This window comes from Paenibacillus sp. FSL R5-0744, assembly GCF_037972555.1.
In the GTDB taxonomy this organism is placed as follows: Bacteria; Bacillota; Bacilli; order Paenibacillales; family Paenibacillaceae; genus Paenibacillus_AQ.
This window is the reverse complement of record NZ_CP150228.1, coordinates 3836150-3853050: the sequence shown is the minus strand read 5'-3', so window position 1 is coordinate 3853050 and position 16901 is coordinate 3836150. Positions and strand designations below refer to the sequence as shown.

At 44.1% G+C, this 16901-nt stretch carries 17 protein-coding genes; 12 read left to right on the top strand and 5 right to left on the bottom strand.

Annotated features, from left to right (window positions below; all coding sequences use genetic code 11):
• Positions 1-63: 63 nt before the first annotated feature.
• Both MKY19_RS16910 and MKY19_RS16905 read right to left on the bottom strand, forming a co-directional pair.
• Positions 64-507: a DUF441 domain-containing protein gene (locus MKY19_RS16910; protein ID WP_042188929.1), complete on the bottom strand. Its 444-nt coding sequence runs from the start codon at positions 505-507 to the stop codon at positions 64-66.
• Between the two features lies 1 nt (position 508).
• Positions 509-1513, bottom strand: coding sequence for a YpdA family putative bacillithiol disulfide reductase (locus MKY19_RS16905; RefSeq protein ID WP_339796234.1), 1005 nt, complete (start codon positions 1511-1513; stop codon positions 509-511).
• A 181-nt stretch (positions 1514-1694) separates the two neighbouring features.
• Here MKY19_RS16905 and MKY19_RS16900 point away from each other — a divergent pair, with 181 nt between their 5' ends.
• From MKY19_RS16900 to rsgA, 4 genes are all read left to right on the top strand, one after another.
• A complete protein-coding gene (locus MKY19_RS16900; protein ID WP_042188925.1) occupies positions 1695-2291 on the top strand; it encodes a metalloregulator ArsR/SmtB family transcription factor in 597 nt (198 codons plus the stop codon).
• A 121-nt stretch (positions 2292-2412) separates the two neighbouring features.
• Positions 2413-2868, top strand: coding sequence for a DUF3939 domain-containing protein (locus tag MKY19_RS16895; RefSeq protein ID WP_042188923.1), 456 nt, complete (start codon positions 2413-2415; stop codon positions 2866-2868).
• A gap of 161 nt (positions 2869-3029) precedes the next feature.
• Positions 3030-3701 carry an HAD family hydrolase gene (locus tag MKY19_RS16890; protein WP_339796230.1) on the top strand — a complete coding sequence of 224 codons (672 nt, stop codon included), beginning with the start codon at positions 3030-3032 and terminating at the stop codon, positions 3699-3701.
• A gap of 496 nt (positions 3702-4197) precedes the next feature.
• The gene (rsgA, locus tag MKY19_RS16885) at positions 4198-5289 is read left to right on the top strand and encodes a ribosome small subunit-dependent GTPase A (protein ID WP_339796228.1); all 1092 of its coding nucleotides are present in this window, start codon (positions 4198-4200) and stop codon (positions 5287-5289) included.
• Positions 5290-5408: 119 nt separating this feature from the next.
• Here the strand turns inward: rsgA and MKY19_RS16880 are convergent, their stop codons facing one another.
• Entirely contained in the window at positions 5409-6035 is a 627-nt protein-coding gene (locus MKY19_RS16880; protein WP_042188917.1) for an FMN-dependent NADH-azoreductase, read from the bottom strand.
• A gap of 496 nt (positions 6036-6531) precedes the next feature.
• Entirely contained in the window at positions 6532-6771 is a 240-nt protein-coding gene (locus MKY19_RS16875) for a hypothetical protein (protein WP_042128392.1), read from the bottom strand.
• Positions 6772-6913: 142 nt separating this feature from the next.
• On the opposite strand from MKY19_RS16875, the gene MKY19_RS16870 reads away from it, so the two are divergent.
• Positions 6914-7582: a hypothetical protein gene (locus MKY19_RS16870; RefSeq protein WP_042188915.1), complete on the top strand. Its 669-nt coding sequence runs from the start codon at positions 6914-6916 to the stop codon at positions 7580-7582.
• Here the strand turns inward: MKY19_RS16870 and MKY19_RS16865 are convergent.
• Positions 7569-9263 carry an alpha-amylase family glycosyl hydrolase gene (locus MKY19_RS16865; protein ID WP_339265137.1) on the bottom strand — a complete coding sequence of 565 codons (1695 nt, stop codon included), beginning with the start codon at positions 9261-9263 and terminating at the stop codon, positions 7569-7571. The genes MKY19_RS16870 and MKY19_RS16865 overlap by 14 nt on opposite strands.
• A gap of 273 nt (positions 9264-9536) precedes the next feature.
• Here MKY19_RS16865 and MKY19_RS16860 point away from each other — a divergent pair, with 273 nt between their 5' ends.
• From MKY19_RS16860 to MKY19_RS16830, 7 genes are all read left to right on the top strand, one after another.
• Positions 9537-10559 (top strand): ABC transporter substrate-binding protein, encoded by a 1023-nt coding sequence (locus tag MKY19_RS16860; protein ID WP_076283503.1) that lies wholly within the window; start codon positions 9537-9539, stop codon positions 10557-10559.
• 52 nt (positions 10560-10611) lie between these two features.
• Positions 10612-11388: an ABC transporter ATP-binding protein gene (locus tag MKY19_RS16855; protein WP_339265134.1), complete on the top strand. Its 777-nt coding sequence runs from the start codon at positions 10612-10614 to the stop codon at positions 11386-11388.
• On the top strand, positions 11388-12224 hold the full coding sequence (locus MKY19_RS16850; RefSeq protein ID WP_042188906.1) for an ABC transporter permease: 837 nt from the start codon (positions 11388-11390) through the stop codon (positions 12222-12224). Before MKY19_RS16855 ends, MKY19_RS16850 begins: the two co-directional genes overlap by 1 nt.
• A gap of 96 nt (positions 12225-12320) precedes the next feature.
• A complete protein-coding gene (locus MKY19_RS16845; RefSeq protein WP_042188904.1) occupies positions 12321-13307 on the top strand; it encodes an aromatic acid exporter family protein in 987 nt (328 codons plus the stop codon).
• Between the two features lie 165 nt (positions 13308-13472).
• A complete protein-coding gene (locus MKY19_RS16840) occupies positions 13473-14495 on the top strand; it encodes an HD-GYP domain-containing protein (RefSeq protein WP_081393013.1) in 1023 nt (340 codons plus the stop codon).
• Positions 14496-14720: 225 nt separating this feature from the next.
• Entirely contained in the window at positions 14721-15278 is a 558-nt protein-coding gene (locus tag MKY19_RS16835) for an outer spore coat protein CotE (RefSeq protein ID WP_036687755.1), read from the top strand.
• Positions 15279-15886: 608 nt separating this feature from the next.
• Complete coding sequence (locus MKY19_RS16830) at positions 15887-16879, top strand: hypothetical protein (RefSeq protein WP_339796220.1); 993 nt, start codon at positions 15887-15889, stop codon at positions 16877-16879.
• Positions 16880-16901: the final 22 nt, after the last annotated feature.

The window sequence follows — 16901 nt, the reverse complement described above, 5'->3', positions numbered from 1 at the left end:
AGCGATTCTCTCGATAGTGGAGAATTGCTGCTCTATTTTTGTGTTGAATGGTTGCTCCACCTTTTACATTTTGCCAATCAAGAGCGACAAAATACCGGCTGCGATAAGCGGTCCTACAGGGACACCCTTGAACAATGCAACGCCAATCACTGTTCCGATCAGGAGACCCGCAACAACTGTGGGCTGGTTGGTCATAAGGATGGCTCCGCGTCCACCAAGATAAGCGACGAGAATGCCGATCGCAATCGCAAGAAGAGACTTCCAGTGGAGGAAGGACTGACCGACCATCTGCAGCGATATTTTTCCGCTGGCCAAAGGCGTCATGACCCCGATCGTAAGAATGATTATCCCGATGGTTAAACCATATTTCTCAAGCCAAGGGAAGGTCTGCTGCAGGCCAAGAACTCTTAGCAGTAGTAGGACGACCATTGCTATTGTTACAGGGGAATTACTGCTTATAATACCAAGCGCAGCAAGACCAAGCAAAAGCAAAGAGGTCATGTCCATCTTAAACGTTCAACTCCTTATTGTGAGAACTGCGCTTTGCAAGAATGTGATCTGCGATAAGTTTACCATGCCCACGTCCTGTCTCAATAAATACTTCATTCGCATTGCGGCCTGAAGCGATTACTCCTGCAACATAAAGACCTGGAACATTACTTTCCATAGTTGAAGGATTAAAAGCTGGCTTATCCATATCGTCATCCATAACTACGCCGGCAGAAGTGAGAAGCACCCGGCTAGGCCGGAAGCCAGTTAAAGCAAGGACGAAATCATTATCTATGGATTTCTTATCTCCATTGTGACTGGTAACGATGACCGAATTAGCCGTAATTTCAGTAACACGTGATTCCAAATGAAGGGTGATCCTTCCCTTTTGTACCATCCCTTCAAAGATTGGCCGAACCCAAGGTTTAATATTCGAGGAAATGCTCTCACCACGATAGACCATATCGACTGTAGCTCCAACGCGCATAAGCTCCAGTGCTGCATCTACCGCGGAATTACTGCCACCAATGACTGTAACTTTCATCCCTGTATATGGATGGGCTTCGCCGAAATAGTGGGTAACCTTAGGAAGTTCTTCACCTGGAATACCGATCATATTCGGTTGATCAAAATAACCTGTAGCTATTACTACATTCGCGGTAATCCGTGTTTGATGCTCACCCCGCATATTGGACGTATGTACAGCAAAGGTTCCATCCTCCAAAGGCTCAATGGACGTCGCTTCTTCGTAAGCGGCGATATCTAGACCATACTGCTTCGCAGCCCGGCGGTAATAGACAAGAGCTTCATGGCGGTATGGTTTATCATTGGTCGAGGTGAAAGGAACGTCTCCGATTTCTAATAACTCAGCGGTACTGAAGAATTGCATATTTGTTGGATACAAATAAATGGAGTGTACGATAAAGCTTTTTTCAATAATGAGACTGGACAGTCCTTGGCGCTGGCATTCGATAGCTGCCGAGAGGCCGCAAGGACCTGCACCGATAATAATTACATCTTTCATACAGTGGGTTACCTCCTGATTGTTACTATCTTTTCTTTAAATCCTACCCTAAATTCATTCATTTTGCCATAAGCATAAGGTTAAACATAATAACCATTGCAAGAATAATGTTGATTGTTATATAATTAGATATATATCTAATGTGTATCTAGCTTTTGAAAGTTGAAGGAGTGTGGTTCCAATGCAGTTAGAAAAAATAGTGAACTATCATAAAGCTTTGGCTGACCCAACACGTCTTCGTTTATTGTTGCTTCTGTCACAAGGAGAAATGCACGGACAAGCGCTGGCTGAGAAATTGAATTTATCACAACCAACGGTAACTCATCATGCAGCGAAATTGCGTGAAGTAGCTCTAATAAAGGAACGACGTGACAAAAATACAGTTTATTTTAAGTTGAATCCAGATTTCATTAGTAGTGGCGCTGAGGCTTCACTTCAGTTTATTTTTTCGAAAGGAGCGAGAAATATGGAAGAGAAATCACCTGAAAATAGTCTAAAGGAGTCTGTGCTGCGTAACTTTTTTTCGAAGGATGGGCGGCTTCGGCAAATCCCGGCACAATATAAGAAGAAACTGATCGCACTTCAGTACATGGTTGAGAAGCTAGAGCCAGGGGTAGTTTATAGTGAGAAGGAAATTAACGAGTTTATTAAGCAGTTCCATGAAGATTTTGCTACCATTCGGCGTGAATTTATTATGCATCAGTTTATGTATCGTGAGAATGATAAATATGAACTTAATCCCCAAGAAATTTGGACACGTTGGGAAGATGTCAAATAATGATCATAAAGTTGTTAACAATTTGTGTCTGTTGGAAATATGCTGATTAAGAGGGAGGAATTCGAATATAATAGAATTGTAAGCGTTAACAAAGATAGTTTTTCGAAAGGAGACTTGTCTTATGTTTTTCAAACGCGCAAAAAAACAATCACAATCCGATCACGTCACCGTTACCTTAAATCAAGTCAAGCAGGCGATCAGACAGTTTGAAGAAGATATGCCTGCGCTAATTAATAGAACAGCCTTAATCCTTGAAGACAAAAGAATAGATTTGAGCCGACTACAACGATATTTAGGTGGAGTTCCAGACCAGAATTTCTATATGTCACGTGAGACGTATGAAGTTTTCGAGGAACAAGATAAGCTAGTTCCGTATTACCTTGATATGGTTCAGTCCGCTGTCGACAATTACATCAGTGATACAGGTCAGCTGCCACTTGTTGAAGATGCTTGGTTACCTGAAGTCCATTATCGATTGCTAGCCACAGAAAGCTATCTCAAAGAGACCCCTCCTTTCCCACTGTATATCACGGAAGAGGAAATGATGCTGACACATCGAGCGGAGCATTTTGAGTAAATGAATAAATCAAATAAAAAGCCTATAAAGACTGTTCGGTAAAAGGGGAGACAGCTGTTCCTTTTTACAGAATGGTCTTTTCATTGTCTCCAAAGGCATAGTACAATAGATTACTGAAAGTTCAATTCTGAAAATCAACAGCATATAAGGGGAATCGCTTGATGAAAGAAGTACAAGCCGTATTATTTGATTTGGATAATACTTTAATGGATCGTGACCATACATTTCGCAGTTTTAGTACTCAGTTTGTTCAGGATTTTCTAGGACATTTGGAAGCTGAAGATGCGCAGAAGGTAGTAGAAGATATGATTCACAGAGATGCTGATGGTTACCGTGATAAGGACGGATTCTTTGTAGAGCTAAGCGAGGTGCTGCCTTGGGAAACACCAGTTACGGCCGAACATATTCGTGCGTATTATGATGCAAGCTATATCAATCATGGTGCTACGATGAAGGATGCTGTGGACGTTCTAAAGTACTGCAAAGAACGCGGTTATATACTTGGTCTGGTTACCAACGGCAAAGTAGATATCCAGAACACCAAAATTGATACCCTTGCTCTGCGAGAGTACTTCAAGGCTATTGTCATTTCTGGAGAAGTAGAAATCGCTAAGCCTGATCCTAAGATTTATCAACTTGCATTAGACAGATTGGGAGTTACTGCGGATCAGACATTGTTTATTGGAGATCACCCGGTGAATGATATCTGGGGTGCAGGGAAAGCAGGGCTACAAGGCATTTGGCTGCAAAGAAAACATGCCTGGGACGAGCAAGTGGACATACAACCATGGAAGATAATCTACGAGTTGAATGAGCTTAAGTCCATTTTGTAATTTTATCAAAATTTATAGTTGACATTATACGGCAGCGCCGTTTATGATAACAGCATCTTATTTCGGAAGGAGACGATGTTTTATGACAGTTTTAAATGTAATGAACTCAACTGTTGTGGATACGTGTCTTCCGGGAACAGCGGCTGCCGAATAAGTTATTCGTGCAGTTTAGCAGGTAAGCTCTATTACGCTTATTAGAGCCGCGGGAACCGTATTGGGTCCGGCGGCTTTTTTGCGTATATAGAATCGATAGGAATTGTAGTTAATTGTCTATTTCTCTATATATCGCACGGGAAAATGAACTTATCCTTGTTTTTAGGATGAGACATTTTCCTGATTCTGTGTACACTTTTTGTCCTTTTCGTCCTAGAGGAGTTCATGAAGTGTGACCGCCGCCGGAGTCTTAAATTCCGACGGCTTTTTGTGTTCTCGGAAAATGCTAGCAGTACATGGTAAATAAAAACAAAAACTTAAACAGATCTTTAGGAGGATTCAAATGACTAACATACAGCAATATGGTTGGAATGAAAATTGGAGTTCAAAATGGGATGAACAGTGGAAGGAGACGGAGGATAAACGGCTTGTTCCCGGAAGAATTGTAGGCGATTTTGGCAGTAAGTATAGGGTGATGACTGATTTGGGAGAAACATGGGGGGAGCTATCAGGCAAGCTGAGACATACGTTTGTCGCTTCTGGTGATTTTCCTGCGATCGGCGACTGGGTGGCTCTTTCAATGCAGGATGGTGGCGAACATGCGATTTTACATGGGATATTGCCTCGGCATAGTGTCATCTCACGCAAGGTAGCTGGTAACACACAAGAGGAGCAGATTGTTGCCTCGAATGTAGACACTTTATTTCTGGTCAGTGCTTTGAATGATGACTTTAATGTTCGGCGGATGGAGAGATACTTAATCATGGCTTGGAACAGCGGGGCTAATCCAGTCATTCTACTGACCAAAGCAGATCTTTGCCTAGATGCAGAGAGTAAAATTGCCGAAATGGAAAGCGCCGCTCCAGGTGTGCCTGTTCATGCGGTTAGTGCACTGCAAGATAATGGCCGTGAGAAGTTGCTGCCTTACATTGGGAGTGGACAGACAGTAGCTCTAACGGGCTCATCAGGCTGCGGCAAATCTACGATGGTCAACTGGTTATGTGGAAAGAATCTTCAGCTTACACAGGATGTAAGAGAAGGAGATAGCCGTGGACGTCATACCACTACCCACCGTGAACTGTTTATTATGCCGGACGGAGGAATCATAGTAGACACACCAGGGATGCGTGAGCTGCAGCTGTGGGAAGATGAGGGTGGATTAGATCTGGCGTTCAGTGATATTAGCAGCTTAGCTGCTGCATGTCGGTTTAGTAACTGTAGACATGAACGTGAGGAGGGCTGTGCGGTACTTGGAGCGGTTCATAACGGTGAGCTCGAAGAGAAGAGACTGCTGAACTACCGAAAGACACAGCGGGAGCTGTTGTACCAGAGCACCAAAGAGGTGAAGCTCAAGAGAAAAACTGCAGCTTCTTCTAAAGTTCATTCGACAAGGACTAGAGGGTACGGTTGGCGTAAAGAACTTGATGAGTATTAGAAGAACTTTATAGACAGCGACGGAGCCAAGAGTAGTGTTCCAATAGGCTAGATAGTCAAAAAAAGGGTGACCCTGAGCTCAGGGTCACCCTTTTTTATTAAATTCTCTTATAGATTATATTAGAACGATGCTGCAGTTTCCTTAGCCAATTGCAATCCGTTCTCAATAATTTCAGCGGATTGTGCAGGAAGTTGGTTGTGACCTTCGATGATTACTTGAGTAATATCTTTGATACCCCAAAGGTTAAGGTTACCAACGATGAAGTTTACAGCCATTTCAGCACTTGCTGCAGGACCTTCGGAATAAATGCCACCTCTAGCGTTCAGTACGATTGCTTTTTTACCAGTCAAAAGACCAACTGGACCTTCAGCAGTGTAAGAGAATGTTTTGCCAGCTTGGCAAAGGTAATCGACATAAGTATGCAATACAGCTGGTACAGTCATGTTCCACAGTGGGAAACCGAATACTACTTTATCAGCAGCGATAAACTGTTCCAGATATTTATTAACTACAGCAGCACCTGCTGCTTCTTCAGCTGTTAGTTCGTAACCTTGAGCAGCTTTGTACATACCAGTGATCAGGGTATTGTCGTAGTAAGGAAGTTGCTCTGCGAACAAATCAAGTTCAGTGATTTCATCTTCTGGATTGTTAAGTTTGTAGTTCTCCAAAAATTCATTGTAAAGCTTAACACTTACGGATTGTTCTGCTGGACGGTTGTTTGCTTTGATAAATAAAACATTAGACATTATGATTGCTCCCTTGGATGTGTGTATTTAATATTAACTATAAATAATATAGCATGTATTTTTTTGTTTGTAAATTATTTTTTTGTGATTTTTTTTGGTGGGGAAAGAGTATTTTATAAAGGAACAAGAGTTTGAAAAATAGAAATCCCGGTTAATAAACTTACAAGGAAACAGGAAAATATTCCCTATATTCATAAGGATCTGAATGAATTAAAAGGAGCGATGGACATGTCCATTGATCGGTTTATCATTAAGAAATTGGATAGCTGTCACGAAGAGCATACACGCCAAAATTTAGTGAGACTCTTTAAACTTCGAATACAGAAAGCTGAAAAAGCAGAGAATAAGAACTATAAGATTAGCTGATATTGTCCCATACTGGTGTAATCATTCATTACTAAAGCTGCAAAACTTAAAAACAGCAAGTCTCTTTCAGAGACTTGCTGTTTTGTCTGCCAAAGGATAAAAGAAACTTTACAAAAAAACTACCCCTCTATTAATAGAGGGATAGCGCCAATGAATCATTCTCACTATAACTGTGCAATATAGCCTCAGAGCCTTTAATTTCGATACTAATTAATGAATTCAGGCATTTCTGGATAGCATTCTTGCCCTTTTGAATTTTGAGCTCCAACGTACTGTTAAGTAATCTAAGTACTTTTTGAGTGGGCTGTTTATTTTCTGTTGTGAAATACACAGGTACAAGTTTGTTCTGAAATGTGATGAGCATTCTCATTTTGAAGACACCTCGCTAAAAGTATTTCATGTTAATGATAATACCCTTTGTTTCTTAATTTTACCTTAAAATTAGCTTATGATAACATAAAGATTGTTAGATTAATATACATATATATGAAATACAGGAAGGATACAATGATGTGAATGACAATGGATTGGCCGATTTAACGCATTTTTTATTTCCAGATGAAGTAATGGGGCAAGCAGTTCTGGATCAGTTACATACAGGTTTAAACGCAGAACGGATCTGTAGATTGAAATATAAAGAGAAGGAGGAAATGAAGGATCTGTGTCTGCAAATACATAAAGACCGGATACTAGTAATCTGCAATAGTAACCCGGAAACCCTGCCCTATGAATTAAAGGATGAAAGTGAAACGGAGAGCTTTTGTCTTCAGCTGTTCGAATGTGAGAACATGAAGGAGCTCTTTAATCACGGGATTCCGGCATTACTAATGTCAAAAAGAAAATTTGAGGAGCTGAAAAAAAGCTCATGCTCATCCACGCTGCAAATGCTCTCAGATTGTTTAGCAGCAGAGACAGGGGATGATGTACATTCCATCCAACTAGCACGGGTAATGAAGTGCTTCATGGCGGAAGGAGAATTACGACTCTGTACGTCCAGTGACAGTGGATGGAGCTTCCAGAAAGCACGCTTCTTAGGCGATCATTCCAGTGGCTGGTTGTTACGAATGAGCAGTGATCCATCCAAAGACTGGCTTATAGCCCTCCCGATTACAAAAGCTCAATTATGTGGGTCAGTAACAAAGTGGGTGTTACATTCTTCCGCATTTCTCACTCCACAATAGCAGTTGAATAAGGAGGGAGGGTAAGTTGATCTGAATTCAAGATCGATTTGACAGCAATCGTCTTTAGGATCTTGGAGTAAGAGAAACCCTCGACATTGGGTTGTAGTACAATAGTTTGTTCTTCTCCAGTAAGGTTATGAACGACGAGCACCTGATCCTGTGTTGTTAGTCGTTCGTAAGCCATAACCCCGGGATTGCCAGAAGCAAAGTCACGGATTCCGCCATCCCGGAGCGCAGGAATCTCATTTCTTAGCGAAATAAGCTCGCGATATCTTTCTAGCATTGAACCACTGTCATTCAGCTGGCTCTCAACATCAACGTTTATCGCACCCGCATTATTACTTCCGGCCTCCCAAGTAGTCTGCCCCTCTCCTTGATCAGCTGCACTCCATCTCATAGGCTCTCGAAGTCCTTCATCTGGCTTCACACCGCGCATTCCAATTTCTTCACCATAATAGATAAAAGGATTCCCAGGCAAAGTTAATAGTAGGGCTGCTGCCATTTTTGCATGATTCGGGTTATTGTCTAATTGACTCATGACTCTGTTTTGATCATGATTCGTCAAGAAAGTAGCATCGGTAAATTGGTTAGCGGATATTTTGGAATACAATTTATAGGTTCGTTCCAGCGTAAAGGCCGTTCCGCTGTCTTTTTCAGTTTTTACAGAGTTCACCAGTGTTTCTGCTAAGCCAAAGTTAAAGCTTGAATTAAAAGCTTGATCTAAATAAGCTCCGACAGTGACAGCAGAATTCTCCCAGACCTCGCCAACTATATATGCCTCTGGATTTACTTCATTCATAGCCTTGCGGAACTCCTGCCACCAGGATACATTTTTAGCGGTAGTAGCCTCACTTTTATCACTCAAAAGATCTTCGTAGATATGCTTCGCAGCATCTAGTCGGAAGCCATCCACACCTTGCTCCAGCCAAAATTTTCCGATGTCCTTCATTTCAGTACGAACTTCTGTATTATCGAAATTCAGATCAGGCATGCCTTCCCAAAATCCGCCTAGATAATGACTGCCAAGTATAGAATGCCACGCACTGCCACCGCCAGCAGCGCTGGCTCCATTTGCGGGACGACCTTGATCTTCAGCCCAGACGTACCAATCGCGATATTTGCTGTCACTGTTTTTAGCCGAGTCTACGAACCATGGGTGTTCTTTGGAGGTATGATTCACAACCAAATCCATAATTATTTTTATTCCTCGTTTATGTGCTTCTTTAATTAGCTCCTGCATATCCTCAATCGTCCCATAATCAGGATTAATTGCACGATAATCGGTTACATCATATCCATGATAGCTTGGTGATGGGTTGATGGGCATGAGCCAAATCCCGCCAATCCCCAAATCAGTCGTGGTTTCAGGATTCCCATCATTTAAGTAATCCAGCTTTTGGGTGATCCCTTTTAGATCTCCAATGCCATCGCCGTCTGAATCATAGAAGGAACGAACAAATAATTCATAATAAACAGCGGAAGGTTGTTCATCCGTCTTATTTATCAATGCTTGAGGTGTAGCGGTGCTCTGAATGGAGTCTGCTTTAGGGGAGGGCGTGGCAATGGATGTTTTGTTGCTTTGATTACCAGAACAACCGGACAGCAGTAATGTCGTTAGACTGATGCCCACCAGAGAGCATATTGTGATTTTTTTGGTTTTGAATGTAACACCTTTATACATATGTAATAACTCCTTCTATTGCAAATTTTCTAATTCTAGAAATGGAAAGCGCTTTATTTCCTATAGTACTCGAATGCATCCCCATGGGTAAAACGTTTGCACAGATACAAAAACAGCAAATTAAACGATATTTATCCATTCATTCAATAAAAGTCGCTAGTATCATGGTTATTCTTGGATTTCCCTAGGTTATTGGAGGTTTTAACCTTTTCATAGGCATCTGCATATGCTTTAAGCAAGGGCGAAGGACCCGGTAAGAAAGGAGAATGAAGAATGAAGATTAGGAAAAAGCTGTCATTGTCGCTCATGATCATTACTTTATGCTTTTCAGTGCTTGCCGGTTGCGGCGGAAAGTCAGAGTTGGTAAAGGTGAAGATTGGTGAAGTCACCCGTTCTGTCTTTTATGCACCCGAATATGTTGCCTTATCACAAAATTTCTTTAAAGACGAAGGACTTGACGTAGAGCTACAGACGATCCCCGGTGGAGATAAAACCATGACTGCACTCCTCTCAGGTGCCATCGATGTTGCATTGGTAGGTTCTGAAACCTCCATTTATGTGTATCAACAGGGTTCGGATGATCCGGTCATTAATTTTGCACAGCTGACTCAGAGGGATGGAACGTTCCTGTTTGCCCGTAAAGCTGACGGAGCGTTTAACTGGGATAAAGTGAAGGGTTCTACCTTCCTGGGGCAAAGAAAAGGCGGAATGCCACAAATGGCAGGTGCGTTTACTTTATCTAAAAAAGGAATAGATCCTACCAAAGACATTACCTTGATCCAAAATATTGACTTTGCTAATATTGCCGGTGCTTTTGCTTCAGGTACAGGCGATTATGTGCAGCTGTTTGAACCACAGGCTTCAATCTTTGAACGTGAGAACCGAGGGGCAGTAGTGGCTTCGTTTGGTGTGGAAAGCGGCTATTTACCGTACACCGTGTTTATGTCTAAGAACAGCTATATTAGTAAAAATGGAGACACGGTACAGAAGTTCACAAATGCGATCCAGCGTGCTCAGCTTTGGGTGAAGGAACATAGCCCTGAAGAAATTGCGGATGCGATAATGACTTATTTTGATAAGACAGATAAAGATATCGTGGTTTCTGCAGTCAAACGTTATAAGGAACAGGATACCTATGCGGTTAATCCAATTATAGATCAAGAAGAATGGAACAATTTGCTTGATGTGATTGATAATGCTGGTGAGCTTAAAGAACGCGTTCCCGCTGACAAAATAGTGAATAACAGTTTTGCTGAGAAAGCTGAGAAGAGCATAACGAGCAGCACTTCAAAATAAGAGAGAACCAAAGATCCTAAATAAGATGTGTAAATTGAAGGAGGGGCTGACAATGCTTCCAGTAGTGCAATTAAAGGGAGTAACGCATGCCTATCTTGGCGACCGTGAAGCTTCACTGGCCGTTGAGGACCTGAACCTTAATGTCGAGCAAGGAGAGTTCGTTAGCTTAGTCGGACCAAGTGGTTGCGGTAAGACGACTCTTCTATCGATTATTGCAGGACTGCTGCAGCCATCTCAAGGCGAAGTGTTCGTAAATGGAGAGCCCATTATGGGACCCTCACCAGAGGTTGGGTATATGCTGCAGCAGGATTATCTTTTTCCTTGGCGGAGTATTCTGGATAATGCCATTCTAGGACTAGAGCTGACTGGAAACTTGAACGAGGAGAGCAGAAAGCGGACGTTGGAGCTGCTTCGAGAGATGGGCTTAGAGGGCAAAGAGCACGCCCTTCCTACTCAGTTATCAGGTGGGATGCGGCAGAGAGTGGCTCTGGTACGCACCTTGGCAACGAATCCTGGACTCCTTCTACTAGACGAGCCGTTCTCGGCACTTGATTACCAGATCAAATTACAGCTGGAAGATTTGGTCTCTGAGACCTTACGCAGCAGGGGGACAACTGCAATATTAGTTACTCATGATCTATCTGAGGCCATTGCGGTAAGCAGCAGTGTTATTCTTCTACAACGAAATCCAGGGAAGATCCGAAAAGTATTTTCAGTGCCAGAGCAAATCCGGTCAGCACCTCCGCTATTTGCACGTGATCAGCCAGGCTTTTCGGAGCTTTTTCATGAAATATGGAAAGAGATGGAGATTGCAGGGAGGGAAAGCTAATGAAGCATACGGAGCAATCGGGGTTATTAGCTTCCCGTGAACAGTGGCTACAACAATTGCATGGCGATTATAAAAAAACGAAGCACCGCTGGCGCAATCAGGTGATTGTTGTAAGGAGCAGCCTGTTACTGCTGTTTTTTGTTCTCTGGGAAGCTGGCGCAAGAATGGGCTGGATTGATGAGTTATTATTCAGCTATCCCACAAAAATCTTCCGGCAGATCTGGGGAGATATGGTCAGTGGAAGCTTGTGGCCGCATCTGGGGATGACGGTAGGTGAGACTGCGGTAGGCTTTGTACTAGGAACGCTATTAGGGACACTTCTTGCTGTGATCATTTGGTGGTCTCCTTTTTTATCAGCAGTGCTTGATCCGTATATGGTCGTATTTAACAGTATGCCGAAGGTGGCGCTGGGGCCGATTTTTATCGTCATGTTCGGAGCCGGATTCACTGCTATCGTTGTTACTACTTTATCTATAACGGTGATTATAACGACGCTTGTTGTGTACAATAGTTTTTGCAGTGTGGATCCGAATCTGGTCAAGGTGGTTCGTTCCTTCGGAGCTTCTAGAGTTCAGGTGTTCTTTAAAGTAATTCTTCCAGCCTCGTTCCCGACGGTGGTCTCCACCTTAAAGGTGAATGTGGGGATGTCATGGGTAGGAGTTATCGTAGGGGAGTTCCTGGTCGCTAAATCGGGTCTGGGTTATCTGATTATTTATGGTTTCCAGGTCTTTAATTTCACGCTAGTGATGTCCAGTCTTTTGATTATCGCGGCCGTGGCTACAGCAATGTATCAATTAGTGGTATATCTTGAGAAGCGGCTGTTATCCCGGCGATGAACCTTATGTAATATTGTGTCCGTACACAAAATCTTGTAACATGTCTATATCTTTACCTATTTATTGGGTTAGTGCTTGTAAGGAGAGATAAGGCTTATGGGATTTCGTGTGATAAAAACAGCAGCAGCTACGTTATTATCCGTACTAGTTGCGTCTGCAGTGGGTATACCTAATGCGCAGAGTGCAGGCTTGCTGGCAATTTTGGGTGTAGAGGTTACTTTGAAAAGGAGTTTCCGAACGATAACGGCTCGTTTTTTAGCCTCGCTCGTGGGACTCTTTTTTGGCTGCATCCTATTCTGGCTTCTAGGGTTCCATTACTGGGTGCTCGGGCTGTATGTACTCGTGGGCTTTCCGATGATTGTAAAGTCTGGCTACAAAGAAGGAATTGTCACCAGCTCGGTTATCGTGTTTCGCGTGTTTGGACAAGCTGAACTATCGCTCCATGTCCTGTTGCAGCAAATAGAGCTTCTGGCTATTGGGCTCGGTTCAGCAGGGCTGGTAAACTTGATTTACATGCCTCAGACTGGTGGGGTCATTTATGGAATCCGTAAGGAAGTGGATCGCTATTTTTCGGTTATTTTTACCCAAATGGCCCGAACGCTTCGAGATCCTGCGTATATTTGGGACGGCAAAGAATTAATTGACGCAGATAATACAGTGCAGCGGGGATTAACGGCAGCTACCCGTGAGATGGAGAATCATGTTATTCATCCTGATGAAGCATGGAATGTTTATTTCTACATGCGGAAGGAGCAACTGGAATCGATTCAAAGTATGATGCAGCTGCTTTCTCAAGTGTATCGCCATTTACCGCATGGGGAGATGGTTGCTGAGTTATTTGACCAGCTTAGCGGGGATGTGCTTGCGGAAGAATATACTGGACGAACTGAACATTTACTGGACGAACTAACAAGAGAATTTGAAGAAATGGATCTGCCAGAGACACGTGAGGAATTTGAAGTGCGCTCAGCTATTCTTCAGTTATGCAGGGAACTGGCACTTTATTTAAAGATCGCTAAGCGGCATAAAATCCCGGTCAGTTACAAGCCGGAGAAACGTTTGAAGATTCGAAATAAGGCTTAAATTGAGGCTTTAATAAACTGAAGTATTAACTATCTCTGTCAAAATCACGATAAGATATGTATGAGCTAAAAGTTGATCACAGGATATGATTAACGATTTTATGGTGAGTTCAAATAATAGCAGGAAGTTCGGTAGTCGAATTTTCCGCATTGGCAGGTGAGGCGTATGGACAAAGTTATGGAATCATTTATAGGAAAACAGCTTATAGCTAACCTTTTTAATGACAAAGGAGTATTTGTTTTACCCGCATTGACTTTATTAAGTGCTGAGCATATACGATTAATCAATCAACATAAGATCACCCTAGAGTCTCATGACGTCGTACAGCTGGATAGCGCGGAATTTTTCCAACTTGCAATCGATGATTGCACAGCTGCGATAGAAAATATTTTTGAACAGCTTCGTCATAACAAAAACAAACGAATTCCTATGCTTGAAGTTAGAAATGAAGTCATTCCGTTTATTCAGCAGGTAAGCGAAAAGAATGACTTCTACGGCGTATTGGCTGCACTGCAGTCCAAGGATGATTATACATACAGACATAATGTAGCGGTTGGTATTTTATCTACGTTGCTAGGTAAATGGCTAAAATTAAAGCCTGAGGATTTGAGTATGCTGACGATCGCAGCGACCCTTCATGATATCGGAAAAATGAGGATTCCGGATGAATTATTAACCCGGCCGGGCCCGTTGACCGCTGAGGAGTATCAGCTTATGAAAAAGCATACGACCTATGGATACGAGATGATCCGGGACACTATTGGAACCAATCATTTGCAAGCGCTCGTCGCCCTGCAGCATCATGAAAGAATGGACGGCAGTGGTTATCCATTCGGCGTACTTGGGAATCGGATCACTGATTTCAGTAAAATTGTTGCAGTAGCAGACGTGTTCCATGCGATGACATCCGACCGGTTTTATCGTAAAGCTTCACCTCTTTATGAAGTGTTGCTGCAGATGGAGGAAAACGTATTTGGCAAGCTTGACCCTTATATTTGTAGAGTCTTTATTAATAAGTTAATGCAGTCAATGATAGGGAATGAAGTGGAATTGACAGATGGACGGACAGGAAAAATCATTATGATTCTTGCTACTGATCCACTGCGTCCCCTCGTGAATATTGATGACGATTTTATTGACCTGAGCAAACATAGATCTATTGGAATTGTGCGCGTAATCCCGCAATAGCGGGCTTTATAAGGTTTTTTTAACGTTCAGAATGGATATGTATCAGGCTGGACCATTTTTATAATCTACTCATATCTGTACAAATTTTGAAATAAAATGAACTATAAGTCTTCTGATAAGACCCTCTGGAGGGCTTACTCAAATTTATTTATAGACTAACAATCAACAAATGCCTAGAACCTGCATACACTTGATAGTGAATGATTGTATGGAGGAGGTTTAAAGATGTCATTAAGCCATAAACGTCAAACAAGGGAGATCATTACGAAGGCAATTTGCGGCAAAGGTCGTAAGTTCTCTACAGCAACCCATACCGTGACTCCGCCACATCACCCGACTAGTATTCTGGGGGCTTGGATTATCAACCACCAGTACGAAGCGGTTGCCGCCGGGAACGGAATCGAAGTAATTGGTACTTACGATGTAAACATCTGGTACTCGTACGACAAGAACAAGCAGACCGAGGTAGCTAAAGAAACGGTCTCCTATGTGGAGCTCATTCCGCTCTCCTACCTGGACACGAGACACCGCACTTCTACCGTTGAGGTCTCTGCGGAGGCAACGCAGGAACCCAACTGTGTAGAAGCGGGCGTATCGCCAGGCGGAGGCAGTGTGACACTTCGCGTAGAGCGCGAATTCGAAGTGGAGTTGGTGGCTGAGACCAAAGTCCGTGTGTATGTCACTGAGCAAAGCGATGATCCAGAAGACAAGGATTATGATTTTGAAGGTGATAGCTTCGATTACGATGATCTAGACCCTGACAATCTGGATGATGAACTGTAAGGAAGGATACGCCGCCGTTAACTGAGTACTGATGGGTTATGGTCCATTATATGTAGGGAGGGCGGCGGCGTAGAGGGCGAATGCCCTCCTTTTTTTTATTTATTTTTAGAATTAAAAATGGAACCTGAGTGGATTAAGAACAACCTGGTTCGTATGAATGGGCAAGAAGTGCTACTGCAGGGCTTTCAATCTTGGGCTGCGATGGATGGAGGGGCAGGAGAATGAATGAGGGGTTTAAGGTGTATTCGGGATTGTCATCAGCACAGAGAGAGTCCAGATTATTTCGGAGCGGGATTGAAGCGATGCTCACTTCGTCTAGTAAGCAGGAACTGTTGCGAATGAAGGGCTCAGAAGCATCTCTGCGGAGAAACCAGACCTCTGGTGAAAGAAATCGCTTAGAAGATACATATGATACTCTGCCTTCCGATAAGGCCCATAAACAGTGCTATAACATACTCGTGTATAATTTGAGCGTTCTGCAGATCACTCCACAAGGAGCAGGCCCAGGTATGCGCGCAGCCTCCGATTTGCTAGCCGGGGCTGTGCGAATGGATAGTGTCGATAGCAGCGTATCAATGGGGGCTGCACCAGGAGTATGGCGTGGAGTAATGAAATTACTTCAGCGTATTGCTGTTCGGACTTTGTACAGCTTGGGGCTGGATAGCGGTGAGGTCATGCTGAGGGCAATGGGGAACCGGAGGTATGTCGTGGAGGGAGTCACTCCACTACTACAGAGTTCCGGCAAATCATTGCCAGAGCCTTATCGTTCCGCAGCATTAGCGCTGGAACGGAGCCTTGCTCTGGAGCAGCCAGGCCGCAGCGGCCTGCTCATGGGCATGGACCCGGAGTTTATCATCCTCCGGGAGTCCACGGGCCGCGTTGTGCCTGCGTCGCGGTACCTGCCCACGGACGGCGTCGCAGGCTGCGACGCCGGACCTCCGGGAACGCGCGGCGCGTTCCCGGTCGCCGAGCTGCGCCCCCAGCCGCGCGGGGAACCACGCGCGCTGCTGGCGCAGCTGATGTCCGCCGCGGCTACGGCGGACCGGCTCATCGCCGACCGCACGCTGCGCTGGCGGGCGGGAGGCATGCCGCTGACGGGCTGGGCCCTCGGCGGCCATTTGCACTTCAGCGGCGTGACGCTGACGGCGCCGCTCTTGCGCGCGCTCGACAACTATCTCGCGCTGCCGATGCTTTTGCTTGAGGACGTCCGCGCGGGAGCGCGTCGTCCTCGTTACGGCGTGCTCGGCGATTTCCGGATTCAGCCGCATGGCGGCTTTGAGTACCGGACTTTGCCGAGCTTCCTGGTATCCCCGGTCATCGCTAAAGGCGCGGTCTATCTGGCTCACCTTATCGTGAGCCATTATGAAGACCTGACGCTGCGCCCGCTCGACCTAGAAGACCTGCATATCGCCTACTATGACGGCGATAAATCCCCGCTGCGCGACGCAGTACCCCCTCTGCTGGCGCAGCTACGCTCTCTTGGCGGCTACGAGAAGGCCACCCAATACATAGAGCCTTTATTTCAGTATATCGCCTCTAAACGAACGTGGGATGAATCTCGCGATATCCGTGAGCTGTGGTGCAGCAAAGTTAAAGCTTGAGCTTATATTTCAAAATATTAGA

What these genes read in the sequence shown, in the direction of transcription:
- MKY19_RS16910 (WP_042188929.1), bottom strand. Translation starts at nt 507, where the DNA reads ATGGACATGACCTCTTTGCTTTTGCTTGGTCTTGCTGCGCTTGGTATT.
- MKY19_RS16905 (WP_339796234.1), bottom strand. Translation starts at nt 1,513, where the DNA reads ATGAAAGATGTAATTATTATCGGTGCAGGTCCTTGCGGCCTCTCGGCA.
- MKY19_RS16900 (WP_042188925.1), top strand. Translation starts at nt 1,695, where the DNA reads ATGCAGTTAGAAAAAATAGTGAACTATCATAAAGCTTTGGCTGACCCA.
- MKY19_RS16895 (WP_042188923.1), top strand. Translation starts at nt 2,413, where the DNA reads ATGTTTTTCAAACGCGCAAAAAAACAATCACAATCCGATCACGTCACC.
- MKY19_RS16890 (WP_339796230.1), top strand. Translation starts at nt 3,030, where the DNA reads ATGAAAGAAGTACAAGCCGTATTATTTGATTTGGATAATACTTTAATG.
- rsgA (WP_339796228.1), top strand. Translation starts at nt 4,198, where the DNA reads ATGACTAACATACAGCAATATGGTTGGAATGAAAATTGGAGTTCAAAA.
- MKY19_RS16880 (WP_042188917.1), bottom strand. Translation starts at nt 6,035, where the DNA reads ATGTCTAATGTTTTATTTATCAAAGCAAACAACCGTCCAGCAGAACAA.
- MKY19_RS16875 (WP_042128392.1), bottom strand. Translation starts at nt 6,771, where the DNA reads ATGAGAATGCTCATCACATTTCAGAACAAACTTGTACCTGTGTATTTC.
- MKY19_RS16865 (WP_339265137.1), bottom strand. Translation starts at nt 9,263, where the DNA reads ATGTATAAAGGTGTTACATTCAAAACCAAAAAAATCACAATATGCTCT.
- MKY19_RS16860 (WP_076283503.1), top strand. Translation starts at nt 9,537, where the DNA reads ATGAAGATTAGGAAAAAGCTGTCATTGTCGCTCATGATCATTACTTTA.
- MKY19_RS16855 (WP_339265134.1), top strand. Translation starts at nt 10,612, where the DNA reads ATGCTTCCAGTAGTGCAATTAAAGGGAGTAACGCATGCCTATCTTGGC.
- MKY19_RS16850 (WP_042188906.1), top strand. Translation starts at nt 11,388, where the DNA reads ATGAAGCATACGGAGCAATCGGGGTTATTAGCTTCCCGTGAACAGTGG.
- MKY19_RS16845 (WP_042188904.1), top strand. Translation starts at nt 12,321, where the DNA reads ATGGGATTTCGTGTGATAAAAACAGCAGCAGCTACGTTATTATCCGTA.
- MKY19_RS16840 (WP_081393013.1), top strand. Translation starts at nt 13,473, where the DNA reads ATGGACAAAGTTATGGAATCATTTATAGGAAAACAGCTTATAGCTAAC.
- MKY19_RS16835 (WP_036687755.1), top strand. Translation starts at nt 14,721, where the DNA reads ATGTCATTAAGCCATAAACGTCAAACAAGGGAGATCATTACGAAGGCA.
- MKY19_RS16830 (WP_339796220.1), top strand. Translation starts at nt 15,887, where the DNA reads ATGAAATTACTTCAGCGTATTGCTGTTCGGACTTTGTACAGCTTGGGG.